General features: G+C 69.1%; 21 protein-coding genes. 6 read left to right on the top strand and 15 right to left on the bottom strand.

Translation table 11 applies throughout. The annotated features are described in order from the left end of the window. Positions 1-165 precede the first annotated feature (165 nt). Complete coding sequence (locus OG978_RS26740; protein ID WP_326767650.1) at positions 166-648, bottom strand: hypothetical protein; 483 nt, start codon at positions 646-648, stop codon at positions 166-168. A gap of 126 nt (positions 649-774) precedes the next feature. Between OG978_RS26740 and OG978_RS26735 the strand changes: the two genes are divergently transcribed. Continuing rightward, positions 775-1500 carry an immunity 49 family protein gene (locus OG978_RS26735; protein WP_326767649.1) on the top strand — a complete coding sequence of 242 codons (726 nt, stop codon included), beginning with the start codon at positions 775-777 and terminating at the stop codon, positions 1498-1500. A gap of 27 nt (positions 1501-1527) precedes the next feature. On the opposite strand, the gene OG978_RS26730 is transcribed toward OG978_RS26735, so the two are convergent. From OG978_RS26730 to OG978_RS26695, 8 genes are all read right to left on the bottom strand, one after another. Then, positions 1528-2139 (bottom strand): response regulator transcription factor, encoded by a 612-nt coding sequence (locus OG978_RS26730; protein WP_326767648.1) that lies wholly within the window; start codon positions 2137-2139, stop codon positions 1528-1530. Beyond that, positions 2136-3320, bottom strand: coding sequence for a sensor histidine kinase (locus OG978_RS26725; protein WP_326767647.1), 1185 nt, complete (start codon positions 3318-3320; stop codon positions 2136-2138). The genes OG978_RS26730 and OG978_RS26725 overlap by 4 nt, the downstream gene beginning before the upstream one ends. Continuing rightward, entirely contained in the window at positions 3317-4057 is a 741-nt protein-coding gene (locus OG978_RS26720; protein WP_326767646.1) for an ABC transporter permease, read from the bottom strand. Before OG978_RS26720 ends, OG978_RS26725 begins: the two co-directional genes overlap by 4 nt. Next, on the bottom strand, positions 4054-4989 hold the full coding sequence (locus OG978_RS26715) for an ABC transporter ATP-binding protein (RefSeq protein ID WP_326767645.1): 936 nt from the start codon (positions 4987-4989) through the stop codon (positions 4054-4056). Before OG978_RS26715 ends, OG978_RS26720 begins: the two co-directional genes overlap by 4 nt. A gap of 210 nt (positions 4990-5199) precedes the next feature. Further along, positions 5200-7317, bottom strand: coding sequence for a hypothetical protein (locus tag OG978_RS26710; RefSeq protein WP_326767644.1), 2118 nt, complete (start codon positions 7315-7317; stop codon positions 5200-5202). 175 nt (positions 7318-7492) lie between these two features. Then, entirely contained in the window at positions 7493-7939 is a 447-nt protein-coding gene (locus tag OG978_RS26705) for a DUF6113 family protein (protein WP_326767643.1), read from the bottom strand. Beyond that, entirely contained in the window at positions 7936-8835 is a 900-nt protein-coding gene (gene mshB / locus OG978_RS26700) for an N-acetyl-1-D-myo-inositol-2-amino-2-deoxy-alpha-D-glucopyranoside deacetylase (protein WP_326767642.1), read from the bottom strand. Before mshB ends, OG978_RS26705 begins: the two co-directional genes overlap by 4 nt. Positions 8836-8901: 66 nt before the next feature. Continuing rightward, positions 8902-9096, bottom strand: a complete 195-nt coding sequence (locus OG978_RS26695) for a hypothetical protein (protein WP_093896879.1) — start codon at positions 9094-9096, stop codon at positions 8902-8904. A gap of 165 nt (positions 9097-9261) precedes the next feature. Between OG978_RS26695 and OG978_RS26690 the strand changes: the two genes are divergently transcribed. Further along, positions 9262-11394: a S9 family peptidase gene (locus OG978_RS26690; RefSeq protein ID WP_326767641.1), complete on the top strand. Its 2133-nt coding sequence runs from the start codon at positions 9262-9264 to the stop codon at positions 11392-11394. Positions 11395-11448: 54 nt separating this feature from the next. Here OG978_RS26690 and OG978_RS26685 read toward each other — a convergent pair whose 3' ends face one another. From OG978_RS26685 to OG978_RS26660, 6 genes are all read right to left on the bottom strand, one after another. After that, positions 11449-12450 carry a hypothetical protein gene (locus tag OG978_RS26685; protein WP_326767640.1) on the bottom strand — a complete coding sequence of 334 codons (1002 nt, stop codon included), beginning with the start codon at positions 12448-12450 and terminating at the stop codon, positions 11449-11451. Positions 12451-12645: 195 nt separating this feature from the next. Then, complete coding sequence (locus OG978_RS26680; protein WP_326767639.1) at positions 12646-13893, bottom strand: ABC transporter ATP-binding protein; 1248 nt, start codon at positions 13891-13893, stop codon at positions 12646-12648. After that, complete coding sequence (locus OG978_RS26675; RefSeq protein WP_326767638.1) at positions 13883-14860, bottom strand: ABC transporter ATP-binding protein; 978 nt, start codon at positions 14858-14860, stop codon at positions 13883-13885. The genes OG978_RS26680 and OG978_RS26675 overlap by 11 nt, the downstream gene beginning before the upstream one ends. Positions 14861-14873: 13 nt before the next feature. Beyond that, a complete protein-coding gene (locus OG978_RS26670) occupies positions 14874-15848 on the bottom strand; it encodes an ABC transporter permease (protein WP_326767637.1) in 975 nt (324 codons plus the stop codon). Further along, positions 15841-16764: an ABC transporter permease gene (locus tag OG978_RS26665; protein WP_326767636.1), complete on the bottom strand. Its 924-nt coding sequence runs from the start codon at positions 16762-16764 to the stop codon at positions 15841-15843. Before OG978_RS26665 ends, OG978_RS26670 begins: the two co-directional genes overlap by 8 nt. Positions 16765-16935: 171 nt before the next feature. Then, positions 16936-18567, bottom strand: coding sequence for a peptide ABC transporter substrate-binding protein (locus OG978_RS26660; protein WP_326767635.1), 1632 nt, complete (start codon positions 18565-18567; stop codon positions 16936-16938). Positions 18568-19037: 470 nt separating this feature from the next. Between OG978_RS26660 and OG978_RS26655 the strand changes: the two genes are divergently transcribed. From OG978_RS26655 to OG978_RS26640, 4 genes are all read left to right on the top strand, one after another. Next, on the top strand, positions 19038-20066 hold the full coding sequence (locus OG978_RS26655; RefSeq protein WP_326767634.1) for an ABC transporter permease: 1029 nt from the start codon (positions 19038-19040) through the stop codon (positions 20064-20066). 74 nt (positions 20067-20140) lie between these two features. Then, on the top strand, positions 20141-21922 hold the full coding sequence (locus tag OG978_RS26650) for an ABC transporter substrate-binding protein (protein WP_326767633.1): 1782 nt from the start codon (positions 20141-20143) through the stop codon (positions 21920-21922). A gap of 87 nt (positions 21923-22009) precedes the next feature. After that, on the top strand, positions 22010-22990 hold the full coding sequence (locus OG978_RS26645; RefSeq protein WP_326767632.1) for an ABC transporter permease: 981 nt from the start codon (positions 22010-22012) through the stop codon (positions 22988-22990). Between the two features lie 71 nt (positions 22991-23061). Then, on the top strand, positions 23062-24027 hold the full coding sequence (locus OG978_RS26640) for an ABC transporter ATP-binding protein (protein ID WP_326770173.1): 966 nt from the start codon (positions 23062-23064) through the stop codon (positions 24025-24027). The last annotated feature ends 26 nt before the right edge of the window (positions 24028-24053 follow it).

Raw genomic sequence — 24053 nt, 5'->3', positions numbered from 1 at the left:
ACACCAGTCGGTCGCCCTTGACCGCCGTGACGAACGGGCATCGCCCTGCCCACCAAGTCCCGTTCCTGCGAACGTCTTTGGCTGCATTCTGCACCAGGTGCGGTGGCAGGCCTGCCAGGGCCGGCGCCTATCCGCTGTTCCTGTCCCGACGTGACAGGCCGGCTGTCACGGGGTCGGCAGCAGGGCGAGAGGCTGGATCCGGGAGCTCGCGAAGTCGCTGCCGCAGATGGTGCATCCGCTGATCAGTTCATGTGCTGCCAGGTGCCGACCGAAGAACGGGATACCCAGGTCCGGGTAGACCGCTTGGAAGCGTGCCGTGCAGACGTCGCAGGTCAGAAGGTGTACCTCTGCGAGGACGACGCCTTCCAACTCCTGCAGGCTCGGTTCCTCCAACATTTCGGCAGGCTCTGGCGTCGGCCGGTTCGCGGGCCAGACTGCCGTGTAGGCGCACTGCGGCCATCGGTGCGGGCGGAGCAGTGCGGGACGGAAGCGGTATTCCAGGTGAGCGAGGACTGCGGCGGTGGGTTGCAGCGCCGCAGGGACAGGGCCGTCGGCGAACACGTCGAGGATTGCCCAAGGCAGGGTGAAGCGCCACCTGGGTTGTGGTGTTTCGTCGTCCATGGTGCCGACCATTCTCCTCGTACGCATTCCGACGTCGGTCGCGATGACGGTCACGGGCGTGGCCGGGTGCCGTCAGTTCATGACACGCGTCCGTAACTGCAATCACCTCTTCCCGCGCCGGGCGTGGCCGCCACGAGTACGTATCGCCACGTCATGAGTGAGCCACTGTTGGCCGGTTGCCGATTTGCTGATTGCACCAGCGACGCGCGAGTTGATAGAGATGGCCACACGAACAGTTGTTCATCCCGTCGAGGGTTCGCCGTGACAGGCATGGCCGAAGGGACCACCGAGTGCCGGATCAACCGGCAACTGCGGACTCTTCCGGCCGCCAGGGGACCGAGGTCATCCGCCTCTGCGGGCAACTGGCTCTCCGCGTTCTGGCTTGCCGTCATCTGTCGGGAGCAGCAGCGGATGACTCAGCTGTGTGAGATTCCGTTGGAGCGGCTGCGGGCTCCAGAGGGGGCGTACGACGAGTACATCTATCACTGGGTGGACACCCTGCAGACGTACTGGCTGCGACGCCCCGGGCTGGTCGAGAAGCTCACCGCCGCGATCGAGATGTCAGACCCCTCGGTGGCCCGGATCGCCCCGCCCGATCTGCTGCAGGGGCAGCTCTATCCGCCGATCAACCTCTTCTACCACTTCGTCACCAGGGACACCGAAGGCTTCACCCCCGCCCTGATCGAAGCCCTGAAACTGCACCAGGCGTACTGGACCCTGAACGAAGAACGCACCACCGACATCAACGGCAGCATCGCCCTCGGGCCACTCGCCATCGCCTGCCTCGCCTACGACGGAAAATTCCCCATCGGCGTCGAGTCCGAGTACCTGCCCAAGCACCTTCTCCAGCACACTTGGCTCGGCGAATTCCCCACCTGAGCCCGGCCCGATCCAAACGGAGCTTGCCTACAGCCAGCCCTTCTCGCGGGCGATGCGGACCGCCTCCGCGCGGTTGCGGGCCGCCAGTTTCTGGATGGCCATGGAGAGGTAGTTGCGGACCGTTCCCTGGGAGAGGTGGAGAGCGGCGGCGATCTCCGCGTTGGTGGAACCGTCCGCCGCCGTGCGCAGTACGTCGCGTTCGCGGTCGGTCAGGGGGCTGGCGCCGTCGGCCAGGGCCGCTGCCGCGAGTGTGGGGTCGATGACGCGTTCGCCGGCGAGCACCTTCCGTACCGCTGCGGCCAGTTGGGCGGCCGGGGCGTCCTTCACCAGGAAGGCGTCGGCGCCCGACTCCATGGCGCGGCGCAGGTAGCCGGGGCGGCCGAAGGTGGTGACGACGACGACCTTCACGGCCGGGAGTTCGCGTTGCAGGGCGGCCGCCGCGTCGATGCCCGTCATGCCCGGCATCTCGATGTCCAGGAGCGCCACGTCGATGTCGTGCTCGTGGGCGGCGGCCAGTACCTCGTCGCCGCGGGCGACCTGGGCCACCACCTCGATGTCGGGTTCCAGGCCGAGGAGTGCCGCGAGGGCCTCGCGCACCATGGACTGGTCCTCGGCGAGGAGGAGTCTGATCATGCTCATTCCGTGGATCCTAGGGCGGAATCGAGCGGAACGGTCAGGGCCAGGGTGAAGCCTTTACCCGAACCCGGACCGGCGTTGGCCATCGAGGTGATCAGCGTGCCGTCGACCGTGGCGAGGCGTTCGCCGATGCCGGTGAGGCCGTTCCCCGGCTTCGTGCCCGAGGGGCCGACGCCGTCGTCCGAGACGGTGAGTTCGAGGACCTTGCCGTCCAGGGTCTGGCGCGGGGCGAGGGTGACCGTGCAGTGGCGGGCGCCGCTGTGGCGTACGACGTTGGTGACGGCTTCCCGCAGTGCCCAGGCGAGCACTTCCTCCGGCTTCTCGGGGAGGTCGTCGGGGGCCTCGGCCGGGACGTCGGCGGTGATGCCCGCGGCGGCGAGTGCGGTGCGGGCGCCCGCGAGTTCGCCGGGGAGGGTCGGGCGGCGGTAGCCGGTGACCGCGCTGCGTACGTCGATCAGGGCCTGACGGCTGACCTGTTCGATGTCCGCGACCTGGGCGGCCGCCTGTTCCGGGTGGTCGGGGAGCATCCGGCCGGCCAGCTCGCTCTTGAGCGTGATCAGGGAGAGCGAGTGCCCGAGCAGGTCGTGCAGATCGCGGGCGAGCCTGAGCCGTTCCTCGTTGGCGGCGAGCTGGGCGACGGTGGCGCGGGCCTCGCGCAGCTCGATCGTCGTACGGATCAGCTGTCTCACCCCCGTCATCGAGAATCCGCCGAGCAGCGCCGGGAAGATCAGGGCGGTGATGATCTCGCGCGGGTGGTCGCCGGTCAGGCCCATGAGGACCATGACCGCCGTGACGGCGGGGATCAGCCAACGGGCCGTCCGCAGCGGCAGGGTGGCGCCGACGGAGACCGCCACGTACACGAAGAGGACCAGCCACGCGGTGCCGAGCGTCAGGATGAGGACGACGGAGAGGGCGCCGAGGAAGGCGATCGTGGAGTGGACGAGACGGCGGTCCAGGGGCTTGGACGTGTGGCGGAAGATCAGGAGCAGGTAGGCCCCGACGAAGGTCAGCAGGCCGAGCGAGCCGAGCACCGTCGCCCAGGGGGTGTGGTTGCCGTCGGCCAGGTCCTTGACCGGGGCGCTCATGAACGCGAGCCAGATACCGACCCAGAGCAGCTTGATCCAGACCTGCTTGCGATTCGTGGGCGGGCGCCCGATGCCCACGGACGTCTCGTCGTCGTTCACGCCTCCAGGGTGTCCTTCCGGTAGAGCCGGGCCGCGCCGCCCGCGAAGATCAGGAAGTAGGCGCAGAGGATGGCGACGTCCTTGGCGTGCGGCGAACCGCCCATCTCGATCGCCTGGCCGAGAGAAGCGTACGCGTGCGTGGGCAGCCACTCGGAGATGTTCTGGAGCCACTGCGGGAAGGTCGCGCTGGGCATCCACAGGCCGCCGAGGATGGAGAGCCCGAAGTAGATGATCATGGTGAGCGGGCGGACCGCGTCCCCGCCGGCGAGGTAGCCGATGGCGACCCCGAGCGCGGCGAAGACCAGCGAACCGGCCCAGATGACCCCGGCCAGCGCGAACCACTGCCAGGTCTCCACCCGTACGTGCTTGACGGCGGCGGCGACCAGGAAGACCACCACGATGCAGGGCAGGGTGACCATCGCCGCGCTGGCGATCTTCGCCAGGACGTAGCCGCGGCCGGGCAGTGCGGTGAGCCGCAGCTGGCGGACCCAGCCCTTCTCGCGCTCCTTGGCGATGCGTTCGCTGTTGCCCATGAGGACGGCGGTCAGCGCGCCGAAGGAGGCCATCGAGACCATGAAGAAGGCCTGGAAGGTGAGATCGGTGTGCGGGATCCGGTCGGTGGTGTTCTGGGTGTTGGAGATGAGGAGGTAGATCACCGAGGGGTAGACGACCGAGAAGAACATGAACTTCTTGTTCCGCAGGGTGCGGGTCACTTCGAGCCTGATCAACGTGTTCATGCGGTCCTCGCCTCCTCGGCCTCGGTGATGGCGACGAAGGCCTGTTCCAGGCCGAGCCCCGCGACTTCGATTTCGCGCGGGTAGAGGCCGAGTCCGTAGACGGCGTGGACGGTCGCGTCGGCGTCGTGCGACTGGATCCGGACCCGGTTGCCGGTGATGTCGAGCGTGGCGAGGAACGGCAGGCCGCGCAGGGCCGCTTCGTCGACCGGGCCCTCCAGCTCGAAGGAGATCCGGCGGGCTCCGGCCTTCGCCTTGATCTCGGCGGCCGTGCCGTCGGCGAGCAGCCGGCCCTTGTGGAGGACGAGGACGCGGTCGGCGATCGCGTCGGCCTCTTCGAGGTAGTGGGTGGCGAACAGGACGGTACGGCCCTGCTCGGCCTGCTCGCGCATGGTGGCCCAGAAGGCCTGACGGGCGGTGACGTCCATGCCGGTGGTCGGCTCGTCCAGGACGATCAGGTCGTTGGCGCCCGCGGTGGCCAGCGCGAAGCGGACGCGCTGCTCCTGGCCGCCGGAGAGCTTGTTGACCATCCGGTCGGCGATCTGCGCGATGCCGGCGCGGGACAGCACCTCCGTCGCCGGGTAGGGCCTGGGGTGCAGATCGCAGGCGAGGCCGACCAGCTCCTTGACCGTGACGTCCTCCATCAGGCCGCCGGTCTGGAGCATCGCGCCGACCCGGCCCGTGGCGATGGCGTTCTGCGGAGTCGTGCCGAAGACCTGGACCGTGCCGGAGTCGGCGGTGCGCAGGCCCAGCAGCAGATCCAGGGTGGAGGACTTCCCGGCGCCGTTGGGGCCGAGGAGCGCAACGGTCTCGCCGGGGTGCAGGTCGAGGGTGAGCCCGTCGACGGCGCGTACCGATCCGTATGCCTTGCTGACCTGTTCGAAGCGGACCGCGGCGGTCTTCGCCCCGGTGGTCTCGGCGGCTGTCGTTGTCATGCGTCCAGCGTGGCGGAGGGCGGGGTGCCCGCGGCAGGGCCGCCGGTCGTGGAAACGGGATGACAGATGTCATGCCGTGCATGTGACGCCACTGCCACGTCATGCCGTGCGTGTGACGCCGCTGCCGGACGCCCGACCGGATACGGCGCCGCCCCCGGCCGGGGGTCCGGTCGGGGGCGGGTCTGCGGTGCGGTTCGCCGCCGTCGGCGGTCAGCCGTTGCCGTCGAGGTTGATGACGACGGTCCGTTCGGCGGTGGTCTTCCCGAGCAGCGCGGTCTGCATGGCGTGGGCCACGTCGTCCGCGCTGAGCTGGTGCTTCTTGCCGTCACCCTTGGTGATCATGATGCCGTCGAAGACGCCGTCGCAGAGGGTCTCGATGGCCTTCTTGTCGTAGTGCTCGATGAGCCGGCCCTTGATCGGCACCATCGAGAGGATCTGCGGCAGCGACCTGGCCGGGCCGAACTGGATCTCCTTGGCACCCGCCTTGATGGTGACCAGATCGGACATCGCGGGCTTCGCGAATTCCTTCATCGCCCGGTCCAGTTCGGCCTGGTCGATGGTGGGTTCGCGAGTGGTGACGGGCAGCTGGACGACCTTCGTCCGGCCGGTCTGCACCTGCGCGCGGTACGCGTCGCGCACCGAGGTCATCGACTGGTTGACGTCCAGCGCCTTGCCCGGCTTCCCGGGTACGGCCACGGCCTTGCCCGGCTCGAACTTGATCGTGCCGTCGTTGGACGAGCCGGAGACGCCCGCCAGGTCCGTCAGCGCGACGCCGAGCTTCTCCTCGTCGACCGGGATCACCGGGTCGACGGTGCGCTTGCTGCCGAACAGGGAGCCGATGACGGAGACCGGGTTGTAGTCGCTGCCCGCCGCCGAGCGCACGGTCTCCTGACTGTCCAGGGCGAGCCCGGCCTTGTCCGGCGCGAGCTCGGTCTTCTTGCCGTCCACGGACAGCTGGAGGGGGGCCGCGGCGCGCTTGCCGAGGGCCGCGTCCAGCTTGGTGACGCCCTCCTCCTTCGTGCCGCCGCCGATGTCGACGCCGAGGACGGTGGTGCCCTTGGGTACGTCGGAGTGGTTCATCAGCAGCCCGGCGCCGTACGCGACACCGAGCAGTGCGACGACACCGACGCCGAGGAGGACCAGCTTGGAGCGGCCCTGCTTCTTCGCGGGCGCGGGTGCGGGCGCCGGTTCGGGTCGGGGTGCCGGTGCGGGCGAAGCGGCGGCGGGACCGCCGGGTCCTGCCGGTCCGGTGCCCATCGGGTCGCCCGGGACACGGGACGCCGGATCGGGGCGCCCGCCCGCGGGCCCGCCCGGGAACAGGGACGCCGACCGGTGCTCCGGCGGGACGACGGGGATGCCGCTGGTGAGCGTGTCACCGGAGACGTTGCCGCCGGGACCGGAGGGTGCCGGGGCCGCGAACTGCGGTGTCAGCACCGCGGTGTCGTCGGACATCCGCGGCGGCCCACCGGGGGCGCCGGGACCCTGCGGGCCCGCGGGACCACCCGAGACCAACGGGCCGGAGCCGGGGCCCGAACCCATCGGGCCTGCGCCGGGGCCGCCCGGTCCGCCGAGGTTCGGCGTCAGGGACGAAGTGCCGGTGACCGGGCCCGTGGTGGGTCCGGAGGGGCCGGGGGTACGTACGCCGAGGTTCGGCGTGGGGCGCGGGCCACCGGGGGCGCTGGGGCCCCCGAAGTCGTCGGGGCGGGGTGCGCCCTGGTCGCCCGTGCGCTGCGGACCGTCCGAGAAGTACGGCAGATCGGCGCGGGGCGGGGTGGGCGCGGCACCCCTGGGGCTCTCGGCGCCACCGGCCGAGCCGCCACCACCGGCCGGGCTGCCACCCGCCGTACCGCCGACGACCGAGGTGTTCGTAGGGGGCTTGCGCGGGGCGAACCAGTCGCTGCCGCTCTTCTCCCTGGCCGGCTTCTCGGCAGCCGGTTCCGCAGGCGCGGAGTCGGTCCGGGCCTCGGCGCCCGGCGCGGCGTCGGACGCGGCCGGCGCACCGTCCGCCGCGGGCGAGCCGGGGCGCGGGATGCTGCCCGTGCGCTCGGCGTCGGCGTTGTCGGTGTCGCCCACGGGCGTACGCATGACAACGGGCGGGATGGGACGCGAGCCCGGGATGTTGATCCGGATACGCGTCGTCAGCGTCGTCTCGGTCCTCGGCTCCTCGGACTGAGACGGGTCCGCAGGCTCCGGGGCCCCCTCCGGGGCATCCTGCGAAGGGTGCAGCGACGGATACTGGCGTGATCCGTACGGCGGCGTCCCCGAGGGGTACGCGGCTCCTCCGCGCCCCTGGGGCCCGGAGGACGAACTGTCAGTTTCACGACTCAAAGCAGGTTCTCCCGATTGGCTCCGCCGCCCGTACTTCCCCCATGCCGCAGGCCAGGGGACGGCTCGGCGCGCGAACCACCATACTGGCCGCCGCCGACGGACACCCCGCGACCGGGGGAAACGGCTGCGCGGCCACCGGACGGACAAGGGGCATTAAGGGATCGGACGTGGCACATTACTTGCCAGGTCGGCCGTTGTCGGCGCCCTGTTGGGGCGACCGCGACATGGTGGCACAGATCACAGCGACGGCCATTCCGCCCAGCATGAAGAGAGTGAGGCCGAGTTCGTCGCCGAAGACATAGTCGCCTTCGGGGCGTCCGCCCAGCAGAACGACGACCGAAATCAGCCATCCCGCAGCGGGTGCCAGGGCGCCGAGCTGGGTGCCGAAGAGGCGGCGTCCGCCGTGGAAGAGCCCGGCGGCGGCCACCAGCGCGAGCAGCAATCCGGCGGGGAACCAGGCGGCTTGGACGAGCACCCCGGCGATCCCGACGAGCGCCCCCAGGACGGCAAGGCCCACATAGGCGGCGATCCGCCCGGGGTCGAGGGGCGCGGCGAGGCCGGTGGCCGCGACGTTGCCGGAGGGGGCCGAGGGGCGCGGTGCGCGCTGCTTGCCGGCGCTCATCGCTCCGCTCCCGCCGCACCCGCGAACAGGTCGTCCTCGCGGGCCCCTTGCGGGGCTCCGGAGTCACCGCGCACCAACTCGTAGTACTCGGTGGTGAAGACGGGCTGGCCGAGGTCGTTGGAGAGGGCGAAGAAGGGGCCGTCCACGGCGATCTGGGTGGCGTGGGCCCGCATCGCCGCGCTCTTGGCGGCGGCCTGGGCCGAGCCGTCGATCTGTGCGGTGATCCTGGAGTCGTCGACCACGCCCGGTACGTCGTCGATGGCGGCGATGCCCGGGAAGGCGTCCGGCGCCGTGTCCCGGAGGCGGGCGAAGCCCTCCTCGGCGACCGTGCGCGGCACCCGGTTCCAGTAGATCTTGGCGACGGTGTGCGGGGCGCCGGACCCGGCGCGGTACGCGGGATCGGCGGCGAGGTCCGCGGCGCGCATCGCGACGCGGTGCGCCTGGATGTGGTCGGGGTGTCCGTAGCCGCCGTCGGGGTCGTAGGTGACCAGGACCTGCGGGCGCACCGAGCGGATGACCTCCACCAGGTGTCCGGCGGCGTCGTCCACGTCGGCGGCCCAGAAGGCGCCGGGGCGGTGGTTCTGCTCGGCGCCCATCATTCCGGAGTCGCGGAAGCGGCCGGGGCCGCCGAGGAGCCGGTGGTCGGTGACCCCCAGCTCCTTCATCGCCGCGTCGAGTTCGCCCTGGCGGTACGGGCCCAGGGTGTCGTCCCGGTCGGCCGCGAGATGGGCGAGGGCGGGCGGGATGATCTCGCCCTCCTCGCCGAGTGTGCAGGTCACCAGGGTGACCTGGGCACCCTCGGCCGCGTACTTGGCCATGGTGGCGCCGTTGTTGATCGACTCGTCGTCGGGGTGCGCGTGCACCAGGAGGAGACGCCGGGCGGGATGGTCCGTCATGGGGACCACCCTACGAGCCGGGCGCACCGATCACCGCCCGCGCACCTGTCGCCGCCGAGCCGGGCCTCAGAACTTGAGGCTTCCGATCATGCCGGCCACATTCGTGGTCAGGTTCGAGATGCTCGGCGCGATCGACGAGCTGGCGAGATAGAAACCGAGCAGTGCGCAGACCACCGCATGTCCGCCCTTCAGTCCGGATTTCCGGATCAGCAGGAAGACGACGATCGCCAGCAGCACCACCGCCGAAATCGAGAGTGCCACGGCGGTTCACCTCCATCAGTACGGTCGGGACGGGCAGCACACATGGAGCCAGCAGGTTCTTACCCACCGAGCGCTACGGATCATAACTATCCGTCGCAACGCATTGATCGGGGCACAGCAGCACGAGGGGCGCACGACCGGGCGGTCGGGGACTAGGTTCGGTGCATGACTTCGCAGCAGATCTCCTTTCCCCGTCAGCACGCCAGGACGATGCGATTCACCCTCGGCGCCCCTCGGTCGTTCACCGTTTCCCCCGACGGGGAGCGGGTGATCTTCCTTCGGTCCGGCTCCGGTACGGACCGGTCGGGCCGGCTGTGGGTGCTCGACCTGCCGAAGGACGGAGCGCCGAAGGAACGCGTGGTCGCCGACCCCGTGGCCCTGCTGGGCGGTTCGGCGGAGCGGCTGTCGGCCCAGGAACGGGCCCGTCGCGAGCGCAGCCGCGAGGGGTCCTCGGGGATCGTCGGCTACGCGGTCGACGCGACGGCCGAGTTGGCCGCCTTCGCGCTCTCCGGGAAGGTGTACGTCGCCGAACTGCGGGCGGGTACGGCACGTGCGCTGCCGGTTCCGGGCCCGGTGATCGACCCGAGGCCGTCACCGGACGGACGACACATCGCATATGTGTCCAAGGGTGCATTGCGCGTCGTGGGCGCGGAGGGCGACGGGGACCGGGCGCTCGCCGAGCCCGACGGGGACGATGTCTCGTACGGTCTCGCGGAGTTCATCGCGGCCGAGGAGATGCAGCGTTCGCGGGGCTTCTGGTGGTCGCCGGAGTCGGACCGGCTGCTGGTCGCCCGGGTCGACAACAGCCCCGTGCGGCGGTGGTGGATCGCGGACCCCGCGCACCCGGACCGCAGGCCCGCCGAGGTCGCCTACCCGGCGGCGGGGACGCCCAACGCCGAGGTGCGGCTCTTCGTGCTGGGCCTGGACGGCGCCCGTACCGAAGTGGTCTGGGACCGGGCACGCCACCCCTATCTGGCGCAGGTGCACTGGTCGTCGGCCGGGGCGCCGCTGCTGCTGGTGCAGTCCCGCGACCAGCGGAGCCACCGCTTCCTCGCGGTGGACCCGGAGACGGGTTCGACGCGGACGGTGCATGCCGACGAGGACCCGGTTTGGCTGGAAATCTTCCCCGGTGTGCCCGCCTGGGCGCCGGACGGCCGGCTGGTGCGGATCGCGGACGAGGGCGGGGCGCGGGTGCTCGCGGTCGGCGACCGGCTGCTGACCGGGGCACAGTTGCAGCTCCGGGCGGTGCTGGACATCGGTGAGTCGGACATCCTGGTGTCGGCCACGGCCGGTGAGGAGGCGGCCGAACCGGAGATCGGCGAGACCCACGTCTACCGGGTCAACGAGCTGGGCGTCGAGCGGGTCTCCGAAGGGGCCGGGGTGCACTCGGCGGTCCGCGCGGGCGGGGTGACGGTGCTGGTCACCCACTCCCCGGAGCGGCCGGGAGCCCGTGCCGAGGTGTTCCGGGACGGCAAGCCGATCACCACCGTGACGAGCCATGCCGAGGAGCCGGTGCTCTCCGCACGGGTGCGCCTCACCGAGGGGGGCGCACGGCGAATTCCGTGCGCCGTGCTGCTCCCCGAGGGGTACAACGAGTCGGACGGCCCGCTTCCGGTACTGATGGATCCGTACGGCGGACCGCACGGCCGCCGGGTGGTCGCCGCCCACAATCCGCATCTGACGTCGCAGTGGTTCGCCAACCAGGGCTTCGCGGTCGTGGTCGCGGACGGCCGGGGCACTCCGGGGCGTACCCCGGGCTGGGAGAAGGCGGTCAAGAACAATCTCGTGCTCTCCGTGGACGACCAGGTCGATGCGCTGCACGCCCTCGCGGACCGGTTCCCGCTGGACCTCGGCAAGGTCGCGATCCGCGGCTGGTCGTTCGGCGGATACCTGGCGGCCCTGGCCGTGACGCGCCGGCCCGATGTCTTCCACGCGGCGGTGGTCGGCGCCCCGGTGACCGATCAGCGGCTGTACGACACCCACTACACCGAGCGCTATCTCGGCGACCCGGCGGAGCAGCCCGAGGTGTACGCGCACAACTCGGTGATCACGGACGAGGGCCTCTCGGAGGTCGCCGACCAGGTGCGGCCGATGATGATCGTGCACGGCCTCGCGGACGACAACGTGGTGGTCGCGCACTCGCTCCGGCTGTCGTCGGCGCTGCTCTCGGCCGGGCGCCCGCACGAGGTGCTGCCGCTCAGCGGGGTGACGCACATGACGCCGCAGGAGCAGGTGGCGGAGAACCTGCTGCTGCTTCAGGTCGACTTCCTGAAGCGGTCGTTGGGGCTGGCCGAATAGGGCCTGTCCGGCGGATCAGGGTCGGGCAGGCCCTGATCCCGGCCGGCCTCCCCGTCACCAGCCGGGCGGCGGCTGGGACGGGGGCGGCGGCCCGAATACGCCGGGCCGCGGATAGCCGTACCCCTGCCCGTAGCCCTGGTTGGGCAGGGCGGGGGGATCTCCGGGGCCCGGCCGGGCCAGCGCCAGCAGCACCACGGCACCGGCGATCGCCTCGAAGAACCCCGTCACCACGATGAGTTGGGTTTCGACGGGCAGATCGCCGAAGCGGTCCAGCAGCTCGTAGTGCACCGTGCGGGCCACCCCCAGCACCCCGCCGAGCAGCAGCAGCGCGGCGGCGATCAGGCCGAACGGCCGCGCGTGCACGGCGCGGCAGACCGCGCTCACACCCGCGAACAGGCAGAGCAGCGCCAGGACCGCCGAGAACCAGCCGGGCGGCGGGTCGATCAGCCCCTGCATGACCCGGTCCCCGCCCAGGAACCAGTCGGGGTAGATGGCGGAGATCTGCGTCGCCTGGCGGATCTCCCAGGCGATCACGACCGCTCCCGCCGCACCGAGGAACAGGAAAGCGATCACGCCCGCGCCCTGACCCGGCCAGGCCGGGCCGCGTTCGGAGAAGTCGCGCGCCGCCCTGCGGCCGGCCCCCGCGGTGATGATCAGCGCGATGCCCGCCGCGAGCGCCACGAAGGCGCAGAGCAGGGCACGGGTACGGAGATCGTCGGTGAACCGGGCGTTCATCCGGGACTCGCCGATGTTCCAGAGCCCGGGAAGCCGCAGGACGATCGTGACCACTCCGGTCGCGACCAGCGCGGCGGCTGCCACCGACGCGCGCAGGGACGCGACGGCGGCGACGAGGTACACCACGAGCAGCACCACGTCGTACGCCGAGGTCGCGGGCAGCAGAGGGAGTCGCGGGTCGTAGTAGCCGGCCCAGTAGCGCCACAACAGTCCGATGTCACCGGCGGCCCTGACGTCCCGCACGAGCCAGCCCGCGACGATCAGCGCGAGCGCGGCGCAGAGAACGGCGCCGGTGACCCTTGCCCCCCGAGTGAGTATCACCCGAGCGATACTCCACCGTGCCTGTCCACCGGACAAGGGGTTCGTCGGCGTGGTGCGCAAACGGGCAACCGGCCGGGGGACTTGCGGCCTCCCGGCCGGTACACGGCACCCGCACGGCCGTACGCCGACCATGCTGGCCGGTTCGTATATCGGACGTGAGACGGCCGAGTTGCCCAGGCGTTAACGTGTCCGCGGTCAGCCGGCCCGCGTGCTCCCGGACGGCGCGGACCCGTTCCCCCCGCCCACGTCGCCCGACGGACCGTCCACGTCGTCCGACGGGCCGTCCTCGTCCGGTGTCTCCCCCGGCGCCTCCCGCAGCACCTCCGGCGGCACCACCTGCTTCTCCTCCGCGAAGTGGCAGGCCGAGTCGTGCCCGGCCGGGGTGTCCGCCAGCCGGAAGACGGCCGGAACCGCCAGCAGCGGCACCTCCAGTTCGCACCGCTCCTGCGCCTTCCAGCACCGGGTGCGGAAGGGGCAGCCGGAGGGCGGGTTGGCGGGCGACGGGACGTCGCCGTGCAGGATGATCCGCTCCCGGTGCTCGCGGGCCGTCGGGTCCGGCACCGGGACCGCGGAGAGCAGCGCCTGGGTGTACGGGTGCGTGGGGTGGTCGTAGATCTGCTCGTCGGAGCCGATCTCGACGATCCGGCCCAGATACATCACCCCGACCCGGTCGGAGATGTGCCGGACGATCGACAGGTCGTGCGCGATGAAGACGTAGCTCAGCCCGAACTCCGCCTGGAGCCGGTCCAGCAGGTTGACGACCTGCGCCTGTACGGAGACGTCGAGGGCGGAGACGGGTTCGTCGGCGACGATGATCTCGGGGTTCAGGGCCAGGCCGCGGGCGATGCCGATGCGCTGGCGCTGGCCGCCGGAGAACTGGTGCGGATAGCGGTTGATGTACTCCGGGTTGAGCCCGACGACGTCCAGCAGGTCCTGGACCTTCCGGCGCCGCTCGCCCTTCGGGGCCACCTCGGGGTGGATCTCGTACGGCTCCCCGATGATGTCGCCGACGGTCATGCGCGGGTTGAGCGAGGTGTACGGGTCCTGGAACACCATCTGGATGTTGCGGCGCACGGCCTTCAGGGCGCGCCCGGACAGCTTGGTGATGTCCTCGCCCTTGTACTTGATCGCGCCGGCCGTCGGCTGTTCCAGGTGCACCAGCATCTTGGCCACGGTCGACTTGCCGCAGCCGGACTCCCCCACGATGCCGAGCGTCTCGCCCGCCGCCAGATCGAAGGAGACCCCGTCGACCGCCTTGACGGCGCCGATCTGCTTCTTGATCAGGATGCCCTGGGTCAGCGGGTAGTGCTTGACCAGATCGCGAACCTCGAGGATCGGCTCGCCGCCCGCCGCGGCGGACCCGGCCCGTGACTTGGCGAGCAGCACGCGGGCCTTCTCGCCCTCTTCGCGGGCTTCCCTGCGGCCCGAGTGGTCAGCGTGCATCGAGCGTCTCCTTCCAGAAGTAGCAGGCGCTCTTGCGGTGCTCGGCCACCTCGAACAGCGGCGGCACCTCGCCCCGGCAGATCTCCTGGGCCATCGGGCAACGCGGGTTGAAGGCGCAGCCGGGCGGGATGTGCAGCAGGTTGGGCGGCAGGCCCTTGATCGCGTACAGCTCCCGGCCCTTCTGGTCCAGGCGCGGGATCGACTGGAGCAGGCCCTTGGTGTACGGGTGGGCGGGCGCCCGGTAGATCTCGTGGACCGGGGCGGATTCGACGATCCGGCCCGCGTACATCACGGCGATCTTGTCGGCGACGTCCGCGACCACGCCCAGGTCGTGGGTGATCAGGATCAGGCCCATGTTCAGCTCGCGCTGGAGCTCGGCGAGCAGGTCCATCACCTGGGCCTGGACGGTCACGTCGAGGGCGGTGGTGGGTTCGTCCGCGATGATCAGCGAGGGCTCCAGCGCCATCGCCATGGCGATCATGATGCGCTGGCGCATGCCGCCGGAGAACTGGTGCGGGAAGTTCCCGACGCGTTCCTTCGCCGCCGGGATACGGACCCGGTCCATCAGCTCGACGGCCTTCAGCTTCGCGTCCTTGTGGGACATCCCGCGGTGGACGACGAACATCTCGCCGAGCTGCTCCCCCACGCTGAGCACGGGGTTGAGGGAGGAGAGCGCGTCCTGGAAGATCATGGCCATCTCCTGGCCGCGGATCTTCCGGCGCTCGTCCTTCTTCATCTTCAGCAGATCGCGGTCCTTGAAGAGGATCTCGCCGCCGCTGATCTTTCCCGGGGGCATGTCGAGAATGCCCATGACGGCCTGGGCGGTGACCGACTTACCGGAGCCGGACTCGCCGAGGACGGCCAGCGTCTCGCCCTCGGCCACCGAGTAGTTGACCCCGTTGACGGCCTTGGCCACTCCGTCGCGGGTGTGGAACTCCACGTGCAGATCGCGCACTTCGAGCAACATGGCAGCGGGCTCCTCAGCGCAGCTTGGGGTCGAGGGCGTCGCGCACCGCGTCGCCGAGCATGATGAAGGCGAGCACGGTGACCGCCAGGGCTCCGGCGGGCCAGAGCAGCATGTGCGGGGCGTTGCGGATGTACTGGGACGCGGCGGAGATGTCGATGCCCCAGGAGACGGCCGGCGGTTTCAGGCCGACGCCGAGGAACGAGAGGGTCGCCTCCAGCGAGATGTACGTACCGAGCGCGATGGTCGCGACGACGATCACCGGTGCGATGGCGTTCGGGGCGATGTGGCGCAGCATCATCCGCGAGTTGGAGGCGCCGAGCGCCCGCGCCGCCTGTACGTAGTCGTTCTGTTTGACGGTGATCACGGAGCCGCGGGCGATACGGGCGATCTGCGGCCAGCCCAGCAGCACGATGAAGCCGATCACCGGCCAGACGGTGGAGCTGGTGACCACGGAGAGGAAGACCAGGCCGCCGAGGACCACCGGGATGCCGAAGAAGACGTCGGTGACGCGGGAGAGGACCGAGTCCGACAGGCCGCCGAAGAACCCGGCCAGGCCGCCGAGCAGGCCGCCGAGCAGGGTGACGCCGAGGGTGGAGCAGACGCCGACGGTCACCGAGTTCCTGGCCCCGTAGACGGTACGGGTGTAGACGTCGCAGCCCTGTCCGTCGAAGCCGAAGGGATGTCCGGGCTGGGAGCCCTCCTGGGCCTTGTCCAGGTTGCAGTTGAGGGGGTCCTGGTCGGCGATCAGCGACGGCCAGATCGAGATGATCACCAGGAAGAGGATGATCAGGGCGGAGATGATGAAGACCGGGTTGCGGCGCAGGTCCCGCCAGGCGTCGGACCACAGACTGCGCGGCTTCTCGGCGGGGCCGGTCCCCTCGGGGCCGCCCGGTGTCCTTTCGAGGGTCGTGCCCTCCTCCAGGGCGAGGTCCATGACGCCTCCTGCTCCGGCCGACGAGATCGCCTCGTCCGGTGTCTGCTCAGGCATAGCGGATCCTCGGGTCGAGTACGGCGTACAGCAGGTCGACGATCAGGTTCGCCGCCAGGAAGACGAGGACGAGGATGGTGACGAAGCCGACGACGGTCTGGGAGTTCTGGCGCAGGATGCCCTGGTAGAGCTGGTATCCGACGCCGTGGATGTTGAAGATCCGCTCCGTGACGATCGCCCCGCCCATCAGGGCGCCCACGTCGGTACCGATGAAGGTGACGACCGGGATCAGCGAGTTGCGCAGCAGGTGCCGGATGACGACGCGGCGCCCGGGCAGCCCCTTGGCGACGGCGGTGCGGACGTAGTCGGCGCGGGCGTTCTCGGCGATCGAGGTCCGGGTGAGCCGGGTGACGTACGCCAGGGAGACCGAGGCGAGGACGAGCCCGGGGACCAGCAGCTCGTTGAAGGGGGCCTCCGGTGAGACGGAGGGCTTGATGATGCCCCACTCGACTCCGAGGAGGAGCTGGAGCAGCAGGCCGGTGACGAAGGTCGGGATGGAGATGACGACCAGAGTCAGGATGAGCACGGTGGTGTCGACGGGGCGGCCTCGGCGCAGACCGGTGACGACACCGAGGCTGATGCCGATGACGACCTCGAAGACGATCGCGACGACGGTGAGCCGGATCGTGATGGGGAAGGCGGTGGCCATCAGCTCGGTGACCTTCTGCCCGTTGAACGCGGTGCCGAAGTCGCCGGTGAAGACATTGCCCATGTAGGTGAGGTATTGCTGCCAGACGGGCTTGTCGAGGCCGAATTCCGAGCGGAGTTGGGCTGCGGTCGCCGGGTCGCACTGGCGGTCGCCGCAGAGACCCGCGATGGGGTCGCCCATCACATTCACCATGAGGAAGATCAACAGCGTGGCGCCGAAGAAGACCGGGATCATCTGCAGCAGCCGCCGGATCACATAACGTCCCATGAAGGGCTCCGGGGGTCGCGGGGGTCAGAAGCTCAGGGCTGGGGAGTGACGCGTCGGGGGACGGGGAAGCCGGGTGGCCGGCGCCAGGAGCGCACCGGCCACCCGGCCGCAGGGCCTCTCGTTTGGATCAGGCCGGGCTCGGCCTGATCCAAACGAAAGACCCTCCACGGGTCACTTGACCTTGATCTGCTCGTACACGGGGACGCTGAACTGGTTCAGCGACACGTCGGTGATGTTCTCCGAGTAGCCGGCGCTGCCGTTCTGGTACCAGAGCGGGATGACGGGCATCTGCGCGACCAGGACCTTCTCCGCGTCCTGGAAGGTCGTCACGGCCTTGGCCTTGTCGGACTCGGCGTTGGCCTTGTCGACGAGCCCGTCGAACTGCTCGTTGCTCCACTTGCCGTCGTTGGACGAGGCGTCGGTGTAGTACACGGGCTGCAGGAAGTTCTGGATGAGCGGGTAGTCCATCTGCCAGCCGGCCCGCCAGGCGCCGGTCAGCTTCTGCTGGGAGACCTGGCTGCGGAAGTCGGCGAAGGTGCCGACCGGGGCGCCGACGCACGCCTTGTTGTTGCCCATCACCTTGTTGATGCTGTTGCAGACGGCGTCGACCCACTCCTTGTGGGAGCCGGTGTCACCGTTGTACGAGATCTTGAGCTGGCCGCCGGGGATGCCGCCGCCCTCCTGGATCAGCTTCTTGGCGTTCGCCGCGTTGTACTCGCAGGGCGCGCCGCACAGCCCTTCCTTGAAGCCGCCGTCCGCGCCGAGGACCGGGGAGGTCCAGTCGGAGGCGGGGGTGCGGGTCTTCTGGAAGATCTGATCGGTGATCTGCCGGCGGTTGATCGCCATCGACAGGCCCTGGCGGACCTTGATGCCGCCGGGGGTGTCCCACTTCTTGTCGTAGAAGGGGAAGGCGAGGGTCTGGATGATGCCGGCCGGGGTGTTGATGTACCGGTCGCCGAGGTCCGCCTTGACGTTCTTCAGCTGCGAGGCGGGCACGTCGTCGACGAGGTCGAGGTTGCCGGCCGTCAGGTCCGTGTAGGCGGTGTTGTTGTCGGTGTAGACCTTGAGGTCGATGCCGCCGTTCTGCGCCTTGTCGTCCCCGGGGTACTTGTCCCACTTGCGCAGGTTCATCGACGAGCCCTTGGTGTACTTGTCGACGGTGTACGGCCCGTTGCCGATCGGCTTGGACACCCAGGCGGCGTGGTCGGTGAAGAAGGCCTTGGGAAGCGGGGCGAAGGCCGGGTAGCCCAGGGTGTCCGGCCAGAGGGAGAACTTCTGCGACAGCTTGACCGTGAACGTCCTGTCGTTGACGACCTCGAGGCCGGAGAGCGTGGTGGCCGTGGCGCTGCCGGATTCGGGGTGGACCTCGTCGTAACCGTCGATGTAACCGAAGAAGTAGGCGTTCTTCTGATTGTTCTTCAGCTGCGCCCCGTAGTTCCAGGCGTCCACGAACGACTTCGCGGTGATCTTCTCGCCGTTGCTGAAGGTCCAGCCGTCCTTCACGGTGATCGTGAAGTTCTGGTTGTCCTTGGACTCGATCTTCTCGGCGAGCATGTCGGTGGCCGCGCCGGTCTTCGGGTCGTACTTCTTGAGCCCCCGGAAGATCATGTCGAGGACCTTGCCGCCCTGCACCTCGTTGGTGTTCGCGGGTTCGAGCGGGTTCTGCGGGTCACCCCAGGAAGAGCTCACGATTCCGTTCGCCCCACCGCCACCACCGCTACTGCCTCCGCCGCCGCATGCCGTCGCCGCCAGGGCGACGACCACCGCACATGCGGCCCACTTGGCCTGTGTGGCTCCGCGCATGGAGTGCCTCCTCGTAGTGCTCCGTCTCACTTAGGGTCAAATATCACCGCACAAGGGACGTAACGCACATTTACTCCACCCATTCGGGCGCGTCGGAGCCGATTCGAGTGGCACTTCGCGAGCAATGGAGTCCGGGCGCGAACCTGACATGCACCGGAGCGATAACGGCCGCGCATCGAATGCGCATCGACCGCGAGCCGACCTGACCGGATGTACGAATTCCGAGACAACCCCGCCCGCATATCGGACTCATTGCCGGAGTTCACCCGTTAAGTCGCGAACGCGCCTTCGAAAAAGCCAAACGGAAGCAAAGCTACGCCCTTCCAAAGGTCATGGATTGGTCAAATTTCCAAAGAGCGTGCCAAGGGCGTCGGACATTCATTGACCCTGCATGAATTGCGTTGAAAAAGTCCGGGTAGCCCGTAGGTGTTGCCCTGCGGAGTCCTTCGACCCTCCGGGCCAGGAGCACCATGACGATTCCAACCCCGCAAGCCGCCACCCCCGTTGAGGTGGAGGATGCGAAGCCGCAGCCCACAGCGGGCCCGTCCGCGACCAAGGGTGGCAACGGCCGTTCACCGGGCAAAATGGCCTGGTTGCGTTTCAAGCGCGACCGTACGGGCGTGATTTCGGCCTATGTGGTCATTTTCTTCTTCGTGATAGGCATCTGCGCACCGCTGATCGCGAAGCTGTACGGCAAGGACCCGTACACGACATACGGGCAGAACGAACCCGGCCTGCTGGACGACTTCGGTTCCCCCATGCTGCCCAACGGCGGTATCAGCGGCGACTTCTGGTTCGGAATCGAGCCGTCACTCGGCCGGGACGTCTTCACCTTCCTGCTCTACGGCATCCGCAACTCGCTGCTCATCGCCGCGGCAACCACCTTGCTGGTCACGGTGATCGGTATCGCCGTCGGTATCACCGCGGGTTATCTGGGCGGCAAGACCGACTACTTCGTGGGCCGGGTCATCGACATCCTGCTGGCCTTCCCCTCCACGCTCTTCTTCATCGCCTTCTGGCCGGTTCTGCTCTCGATCCTGGTCTCCCCGGAGGAGAACACCCCGGTCTGGCTGACCGTCGTCAGCCTCATCTCGGTCATGACGGCCTTCGGCTGGGCCTCCATCGCACGACTGCTGCGCGGCGAGGTACTCGCCCTGCGCGAGCGCGAGTTCGTCGAGGCCGCCAGGGTGACCGGCGCATCCCCGGCGCGGATCATCTTCAAGGAACTGCTGCCCAACCTCTGGACGCCGATCCTGATCCAGGCCACGCTCGCGCTGCCCGCGTACGTCACCGCGGAGGCGGGCCTCGCCTTCCTCGGCGTCGGTCTCACCGACCCGACACCCGACTGGGGCGTGATGATCCAGCGCGGATCGGACGTCTACCAGAGCGACATCACGTTCATGCTCTTCCCCGGCCTCTCGATGGTGATCTTCGTCATCGCCTTCAACCTGCTGGGCGACTCGGTGCGTGACGCACTGGACCCGAAGACCAAGCGCTGAACCGCACTCCCTCCGGCCGGGCGACGGGGCCCACCGGATCGATCGTTTCTCTCCATCGACCAGAGCAGGAAGCCATGTCCCTTTCCCGCAGAAACTTCGTCATCGCCACGTCGGTCGCCGCCGGCGGTTCGATGGTCCTCTCCGCGTGCAGCAGCGGCAGCACGGCCAAGAAGAGCGGCGGCGCCGGACACGGCGGCGCCGACAAGTACACCGGCGCGGTCGTGGTCGGCACGAAGGCCGACTCCACCGGTCCGGCCGCCGAGATACCGGGCGCGAAGAAGGGCGGCACGATCCGCGGCATCGCCCCGGACGACTTCTCGCACCTCGACCCGCAGCGCATCTACTTCTCGTGGAACTCCGCGGTCGGTGACCTCTTCATCCGCTGCCTGACCGGTTACAAGATCGCGGCGGACGGCTCGATGAAGCTGGTCGGCGACCTCGCCACCGACGCGGGCACCATGGCCGACGGCGGCAAGACCTGGACCTTCACCCTGAAGGACGGTCTGAAGTGGGAGGACGGCAAGGAGCTCACCATCGATGACGTGCGCCACGGCATCGAGCGCGGCTTCGCCGGCTTCACCACCGAGGGCGCGGGCTACACCCAGACCGCGCTGACCGGCACGGCCGACTTCCGCTCGAAGTACAAGGGCCCGTTCGGCGGCAAGCACCTCGACTCGGTCGTGACCGACGCCAAGGCGAAGACGATCACGTTCAAGCTGGCCGAGGCCCGCCCGGACCTCAACTTCACCCTGGCGATGACCTCCTACGGCGCCGTCCCGGTCAAGGGCGACACCAAGGAGAAGTACGACAAGGACCCGATGAGCTGCGGTCCGTACCGCATCAAGGCGCACTCCATCGACAAGTCGATGACGCTGGTGCGCAACCCGCACTGGGACCCCAACACGGACTCGATCCGCAACGCGTACCCGGACAGCTTCATCTACGAGTTCGGCCCCGAGGCCCTGCAGGCCGCCGACCGGATGATCGCCGACGACGGCGACGACAAGTACGCGGTCATGGCGTACAGCGGGGTCCCGGCCGAGCGCATCCAGAAGGTCCTCACCGACCCCGAGCTGAAGAAGCGCACCTTCAACGGTCTGCTGACCGGCATCTACTACTACGCGATCAACACCAAGCGGATCACCGACCTGAAGGTCCGTCAGGCCATCATCCACGCCTGGCCGCTGGAGCAGATCCGCAAGATCTACGGTGGCCCCTCGGCCGGTGACTTCGCGACGTCCATCCTCAGCCCCGACATCGTCGGCTATGCCAAGGACGACGTCTACGGCAAGCTGAAGAAGCCGCAGGGCGACCCGGAGGCGGCGAAGAAGCTGCTGAAGGAGGCCGGCAAGGAAGGCCAGAAGGTCGTCTACGCCTTCCCCACGAGCAACATCTACAACAAGACCAAGGTCGTCATCGAGAACGCCCTCAAGGCGGCCGGTTTCACCCCGGTCATGAAGCCGCTGGACTCCACCAGCTACTACGACCAGATCCAGCAGATCGACAACCAGTTCGACGTGATGTGGTTCGGCTGGTCCCCGGACTGGCCGACCGGCTACACGCTGATGCAGCCGCTGTTCGACGGCGGCACGATCGCCAACGGCGCCAACAACATCTCGCAGCTGAACGTCGACTGGGTCAACGAGGCGATCAAGAAGAACGTCGTCATCGCCGACCCGGCGGAGGCCGGTAAGGCCTGGGCCGCCCTGGACAAGCGGATCATGACGGAGGAGGCGCCGATCATCCCCGAGACGTTCCAGCGCCGCTTCTACCTGCACGGCGAGAAGGTCGGCGGCGCCATGTTCCACCCGCAGTACTCCTCCGCCGTCTTCTACAAGCTGTTCGTGAAGGCCTGACGCCGACACTCCTGAGGCGGGGCGCCCCTGCGGCGCCCCGCCCGCTCCACTCCCCCTCGTCGGCGTCTGCCAGGGAAATCCATCGCCATGTTCCGCTTCCTCATCCGCCGGGCAATCGGCGCACTGGTCATCCTGCTGATCATCAGTGCCATCACTTTCGTCCTCTTCTACGTCGCGCCCCGCGACCCAGCTCGTGTGGCCTGCGGCAAGGTGTGCACGCCCGAGACGCTGGCACTGGTCAGGCGTAACCTCGGCATAGCCGACCCGCTGCCCGTGCAGTACTGGCACTGGCTGCAGGCCGTGTTCGTCGGCCGGGACTACACCTCGTTCGGGCACTGCCCCGCGCCGTGCCTGGGCTACTCCTTCCACAACCGTGAGCCGGTCCTCGGCACCATCCTGGACCGCCTCCCGACGACGCTCTCCCTCTCCGTCGGCAGCGCGGTCGTCTTCGTGGTCTTCGGTGTGGGCACCGGCATGCTCGCCGCGGTCAAGCAGGGCAAGATGCTGGACAAGGTGGCGTCCTCGATGTCGCTGATCTTCTCCTCGATGCAGATCTACATCGTCGGCGTGATCGCCATGTACTACCTCGCCGACCAGTGGCACATCCTGAGCCGGCCCAAGGACGTCCCCTTCACCGAGAGCCCGTCCGCCTGGTTCTCCGGGCTGCTGCTCCCCTGGCTGGTACTGGCGCTGATCTTCACCGCCAACTACACCCGCATGACTCGCTCCCAGCTCGTCGAGACGCTGAGCGAGGACTATGTGCGCACCGCACGCGCCAAGGGCCTCTCCCGGCGGACGGTGTTCTTCCGGTTCGCCTGGCGCGGCGCCATGGGTCCGATCGTCACCATCTTCGGCCTCGACATCGGCCTCCTCCTGGGCGGTGCGATCATCACCGAGAAGACCTTCGGTCTGCACGGCATCGGAGCGCTCTCCGTCAAGGCGGTCGCCGACAACGACCTGCCGTTGATCCTCGGCGTCGTCCTGGTCGCGGCAGCGGCGATCGTCGTCTTCAACATCATCGTCGACGCCGTCTACGCCCTCATCGACCCGCGCGTCCGTCTCGCCTAGGGAGAGATCCAGTGAGCACCCCCTTCCTCTCCGTACGCGATCTGCGCGTGCACTTCTCCACCGAAGACGGCATGGTCAAGGCCGTCGACGGGCTGTCCTTCGACATCGAGAAGGGCAGGACGCTCGGCATCGTCGGCGAGTCCGGTTCCGGCAAGTCCGTCACCAACCTGACCATCCTCGGGCTGCACCACCCCGACCACACCGAGATCGAGGGCGAGATCCTCCTCGACGGGCAGGATCTGCTGGCTGCCTCGGAGCGGGAGCTGGAGCGGCTGCGCGGCAACAAGATGGCCATGATCTTCCAGGACGCGCTGGCCTCGCTGTCGCCGTACCACACCATCGGAAAGCAGATCGGCGAGACGTACCGCAAGCACACCGGCGCCTCCAAGCGGGAGGCCAGAGCGCGGGCCGTGGAGATGCTCACCAAGGTGGGCATCCCGCAGCCCGATCTGCGGGTGGACGACTATCCGCACCAGTTCTCCGGCGGCATGCGCCAGCGCGCGATGATCGCCATGGCGCTGGTCTGCGACCCGGAGCTGCTGATCGCGGACGAGCCGACCACCGCGCTGGACGTCACCGTGCAGGCCCAGATCATGGACCTGCTGAAGGACCTCCAGCAGGAGACCGGCACCTCGATCATCTTCATCACCCACGACCTCGGTGTCATCGCCGACATCGCGGACGACGTGCTGGTGATGTACGGCGGGCGCTGTGTCGAGCGCGGTACGAAGAAGGAAGTGCTGCGGGCGCCCCAGCACCCGTACACCTGGGGTTTGCTGGGGTCCATGCCGAGCCTCGAAGGGCCGGTCGACGTACCGCTGTCGCCGATCCCCGGCTCCCCGCCGAGCCTCCTCAACCCGCCGACCGGCTGCCGCTTCCACCCCCGGTGCACGTTCACCGAGCAGGTCGGCGGCAAGCGCTGCGCGACCGACCAGCCGCCGCTGGAGCTCACCGCCGGGCGCGGCGCCGCCTGCCACCTCTCCACGGAGCAGCGCGCCGAGTTCTTCGCAGACTTCGCCGGCACCCGGCCCAACTGACGTACAAGAGACGGGACTTCCCCACC

The sequence above is a fragment of the Streptomyces sp. NBC_01591 genome (assembly GCF_035918155.1).
Taxonomy (GTDB): domain Bacteria; phylum Actinomycetota; class Actinomycetes; order Streptomycetales; family Streptomycetaceae; genus Streptomyces.
This window is presented reverse-complemented; position numbering and strand designations above follow the sequence as displayed.

Excerpts from the sequence above, each read along its gene's own strand:
- OG978_RS26740 (WP_326767650.1), bottom strand. The coding sequence starts at position 648 with ATGCGTACGAGGAGAATGGTCGGCACCATGGACGACGAAACACCACAA.
- OG978_RS26735 (WP_326767649.1), top strand. The coding sequence starts at position 775 with ATGAGTGAGCCACTGTTGGCCGGTTGCCGATTTGCTGATTGCACCAGC.
- OG978_RS26730 (WP_326767648.1), bottom strand. The coding sequence starts at position 2,139 with ATGAGCATGATCAGACTCCTCCTCGCCGAGGACCAGTCCATGGTGCGC.
- OG978_RS26720 (WP_326767646.1), bottom strand. The coding sequence starts at position 4,057 with ATGAACACGTTGATCAGGCTCGAAGTGACCCGCACCCTGCGGAACAAG.
- OG978_RS26715 (WP_326767645.1), bottom strand. The coding sequence starts at position 4,989 with ATGACAACGACAGCCGCCGAGACCACCGGGGCGAAGACCGCCGCGGTC.
- OG978_RS26705 (WP_326767643.1), bottom strand. The coding sequence starts at position 7,939 with ATGAGCGCCGGCAAGCAGCGCGCACCGCGCCCCTCGGCCCCCTCCGGC.
- mshB (WP_326767642.1), bottom strand. The coding sequence starts at position 8,835 with ATGACGGACCATCCCGCCCGGCGTCTCCTCCTGGTGCACGCGCACCCC.
- OG978_RS26690 (WP_326767641.1), top strand. The coding sequence starts at position 9,262 with ATGACTTCGCAGCAGATCTCCTTTCCCCGTCAGCACGCCAGGACGATG.
- OG978_RS26680 (WP_326767639.1), bottom strand. The coding sequence starts at position 13,893 with ATGCACGCTGACCACTCGGGCCGCAGGGAAGCCCGCGAAGAGGGCGAG.
- OG978_RS26675 (WP_326767638.1), bottom strand. The coding sequence starts at position 14,860 with ATGTTGCTCGAAGTGCGCGATCTGCACGTGGAGTTCCACACCCGCGAC.
- OG978_RS26670 (WP_326767637.1), bottom strand. The coding sequence starts at position 15,848 with ATGCCTGAGCAGACACCGGACGAGGCGATCTCGTCGGCCGGAGCAGGA.
- OG978_RS26665 (WP_326767636.1), bottom strand. The coding sequence starts at position 16,764 with ATGGGACGTTATGTGATCCGGCGGCTGCTGCAGATGATCCCGGTCTTC.
- OG978_RS26660 (WP_326767635.1), bottom strand. The coding sequence starts at position 18,567 with ATGCGCGGAGCCACACAGGCCAAGTGGGCCGCATGTGCGGTGGTCGTC.
- OG978_RS26655 (WP_326767634.1), top strand. The coding sequence starts at position 19,038 with ATGACGATTCCAACCCCGCAAGCCGCCACCCCCGTTGAGGTGGAGGAT.
- OG978_RS26650 (WP_326767633.1), top strand. The coding sequence starts at position 20,141 with ATGTCCCTTTCCCGCAGAAACTTCGTCATCGCCACGTCGGTCGCCGCC.
- OG978_RS26645 (WP_326767632.1), top strand. The coding sequence starts at position 22,010 with ATGTTCCGCTTCCTCATCCGCCGGGCAATCGGCGCACTGGTCATCCTG.
- OG978_RS26640 (WP_326770173.1), top strand. The coding sequence starts at position 23,062 with ATGGTCAAGGCCGTCGACGGGCTGTCCTTCGACATCGAGAAGGGCAGG.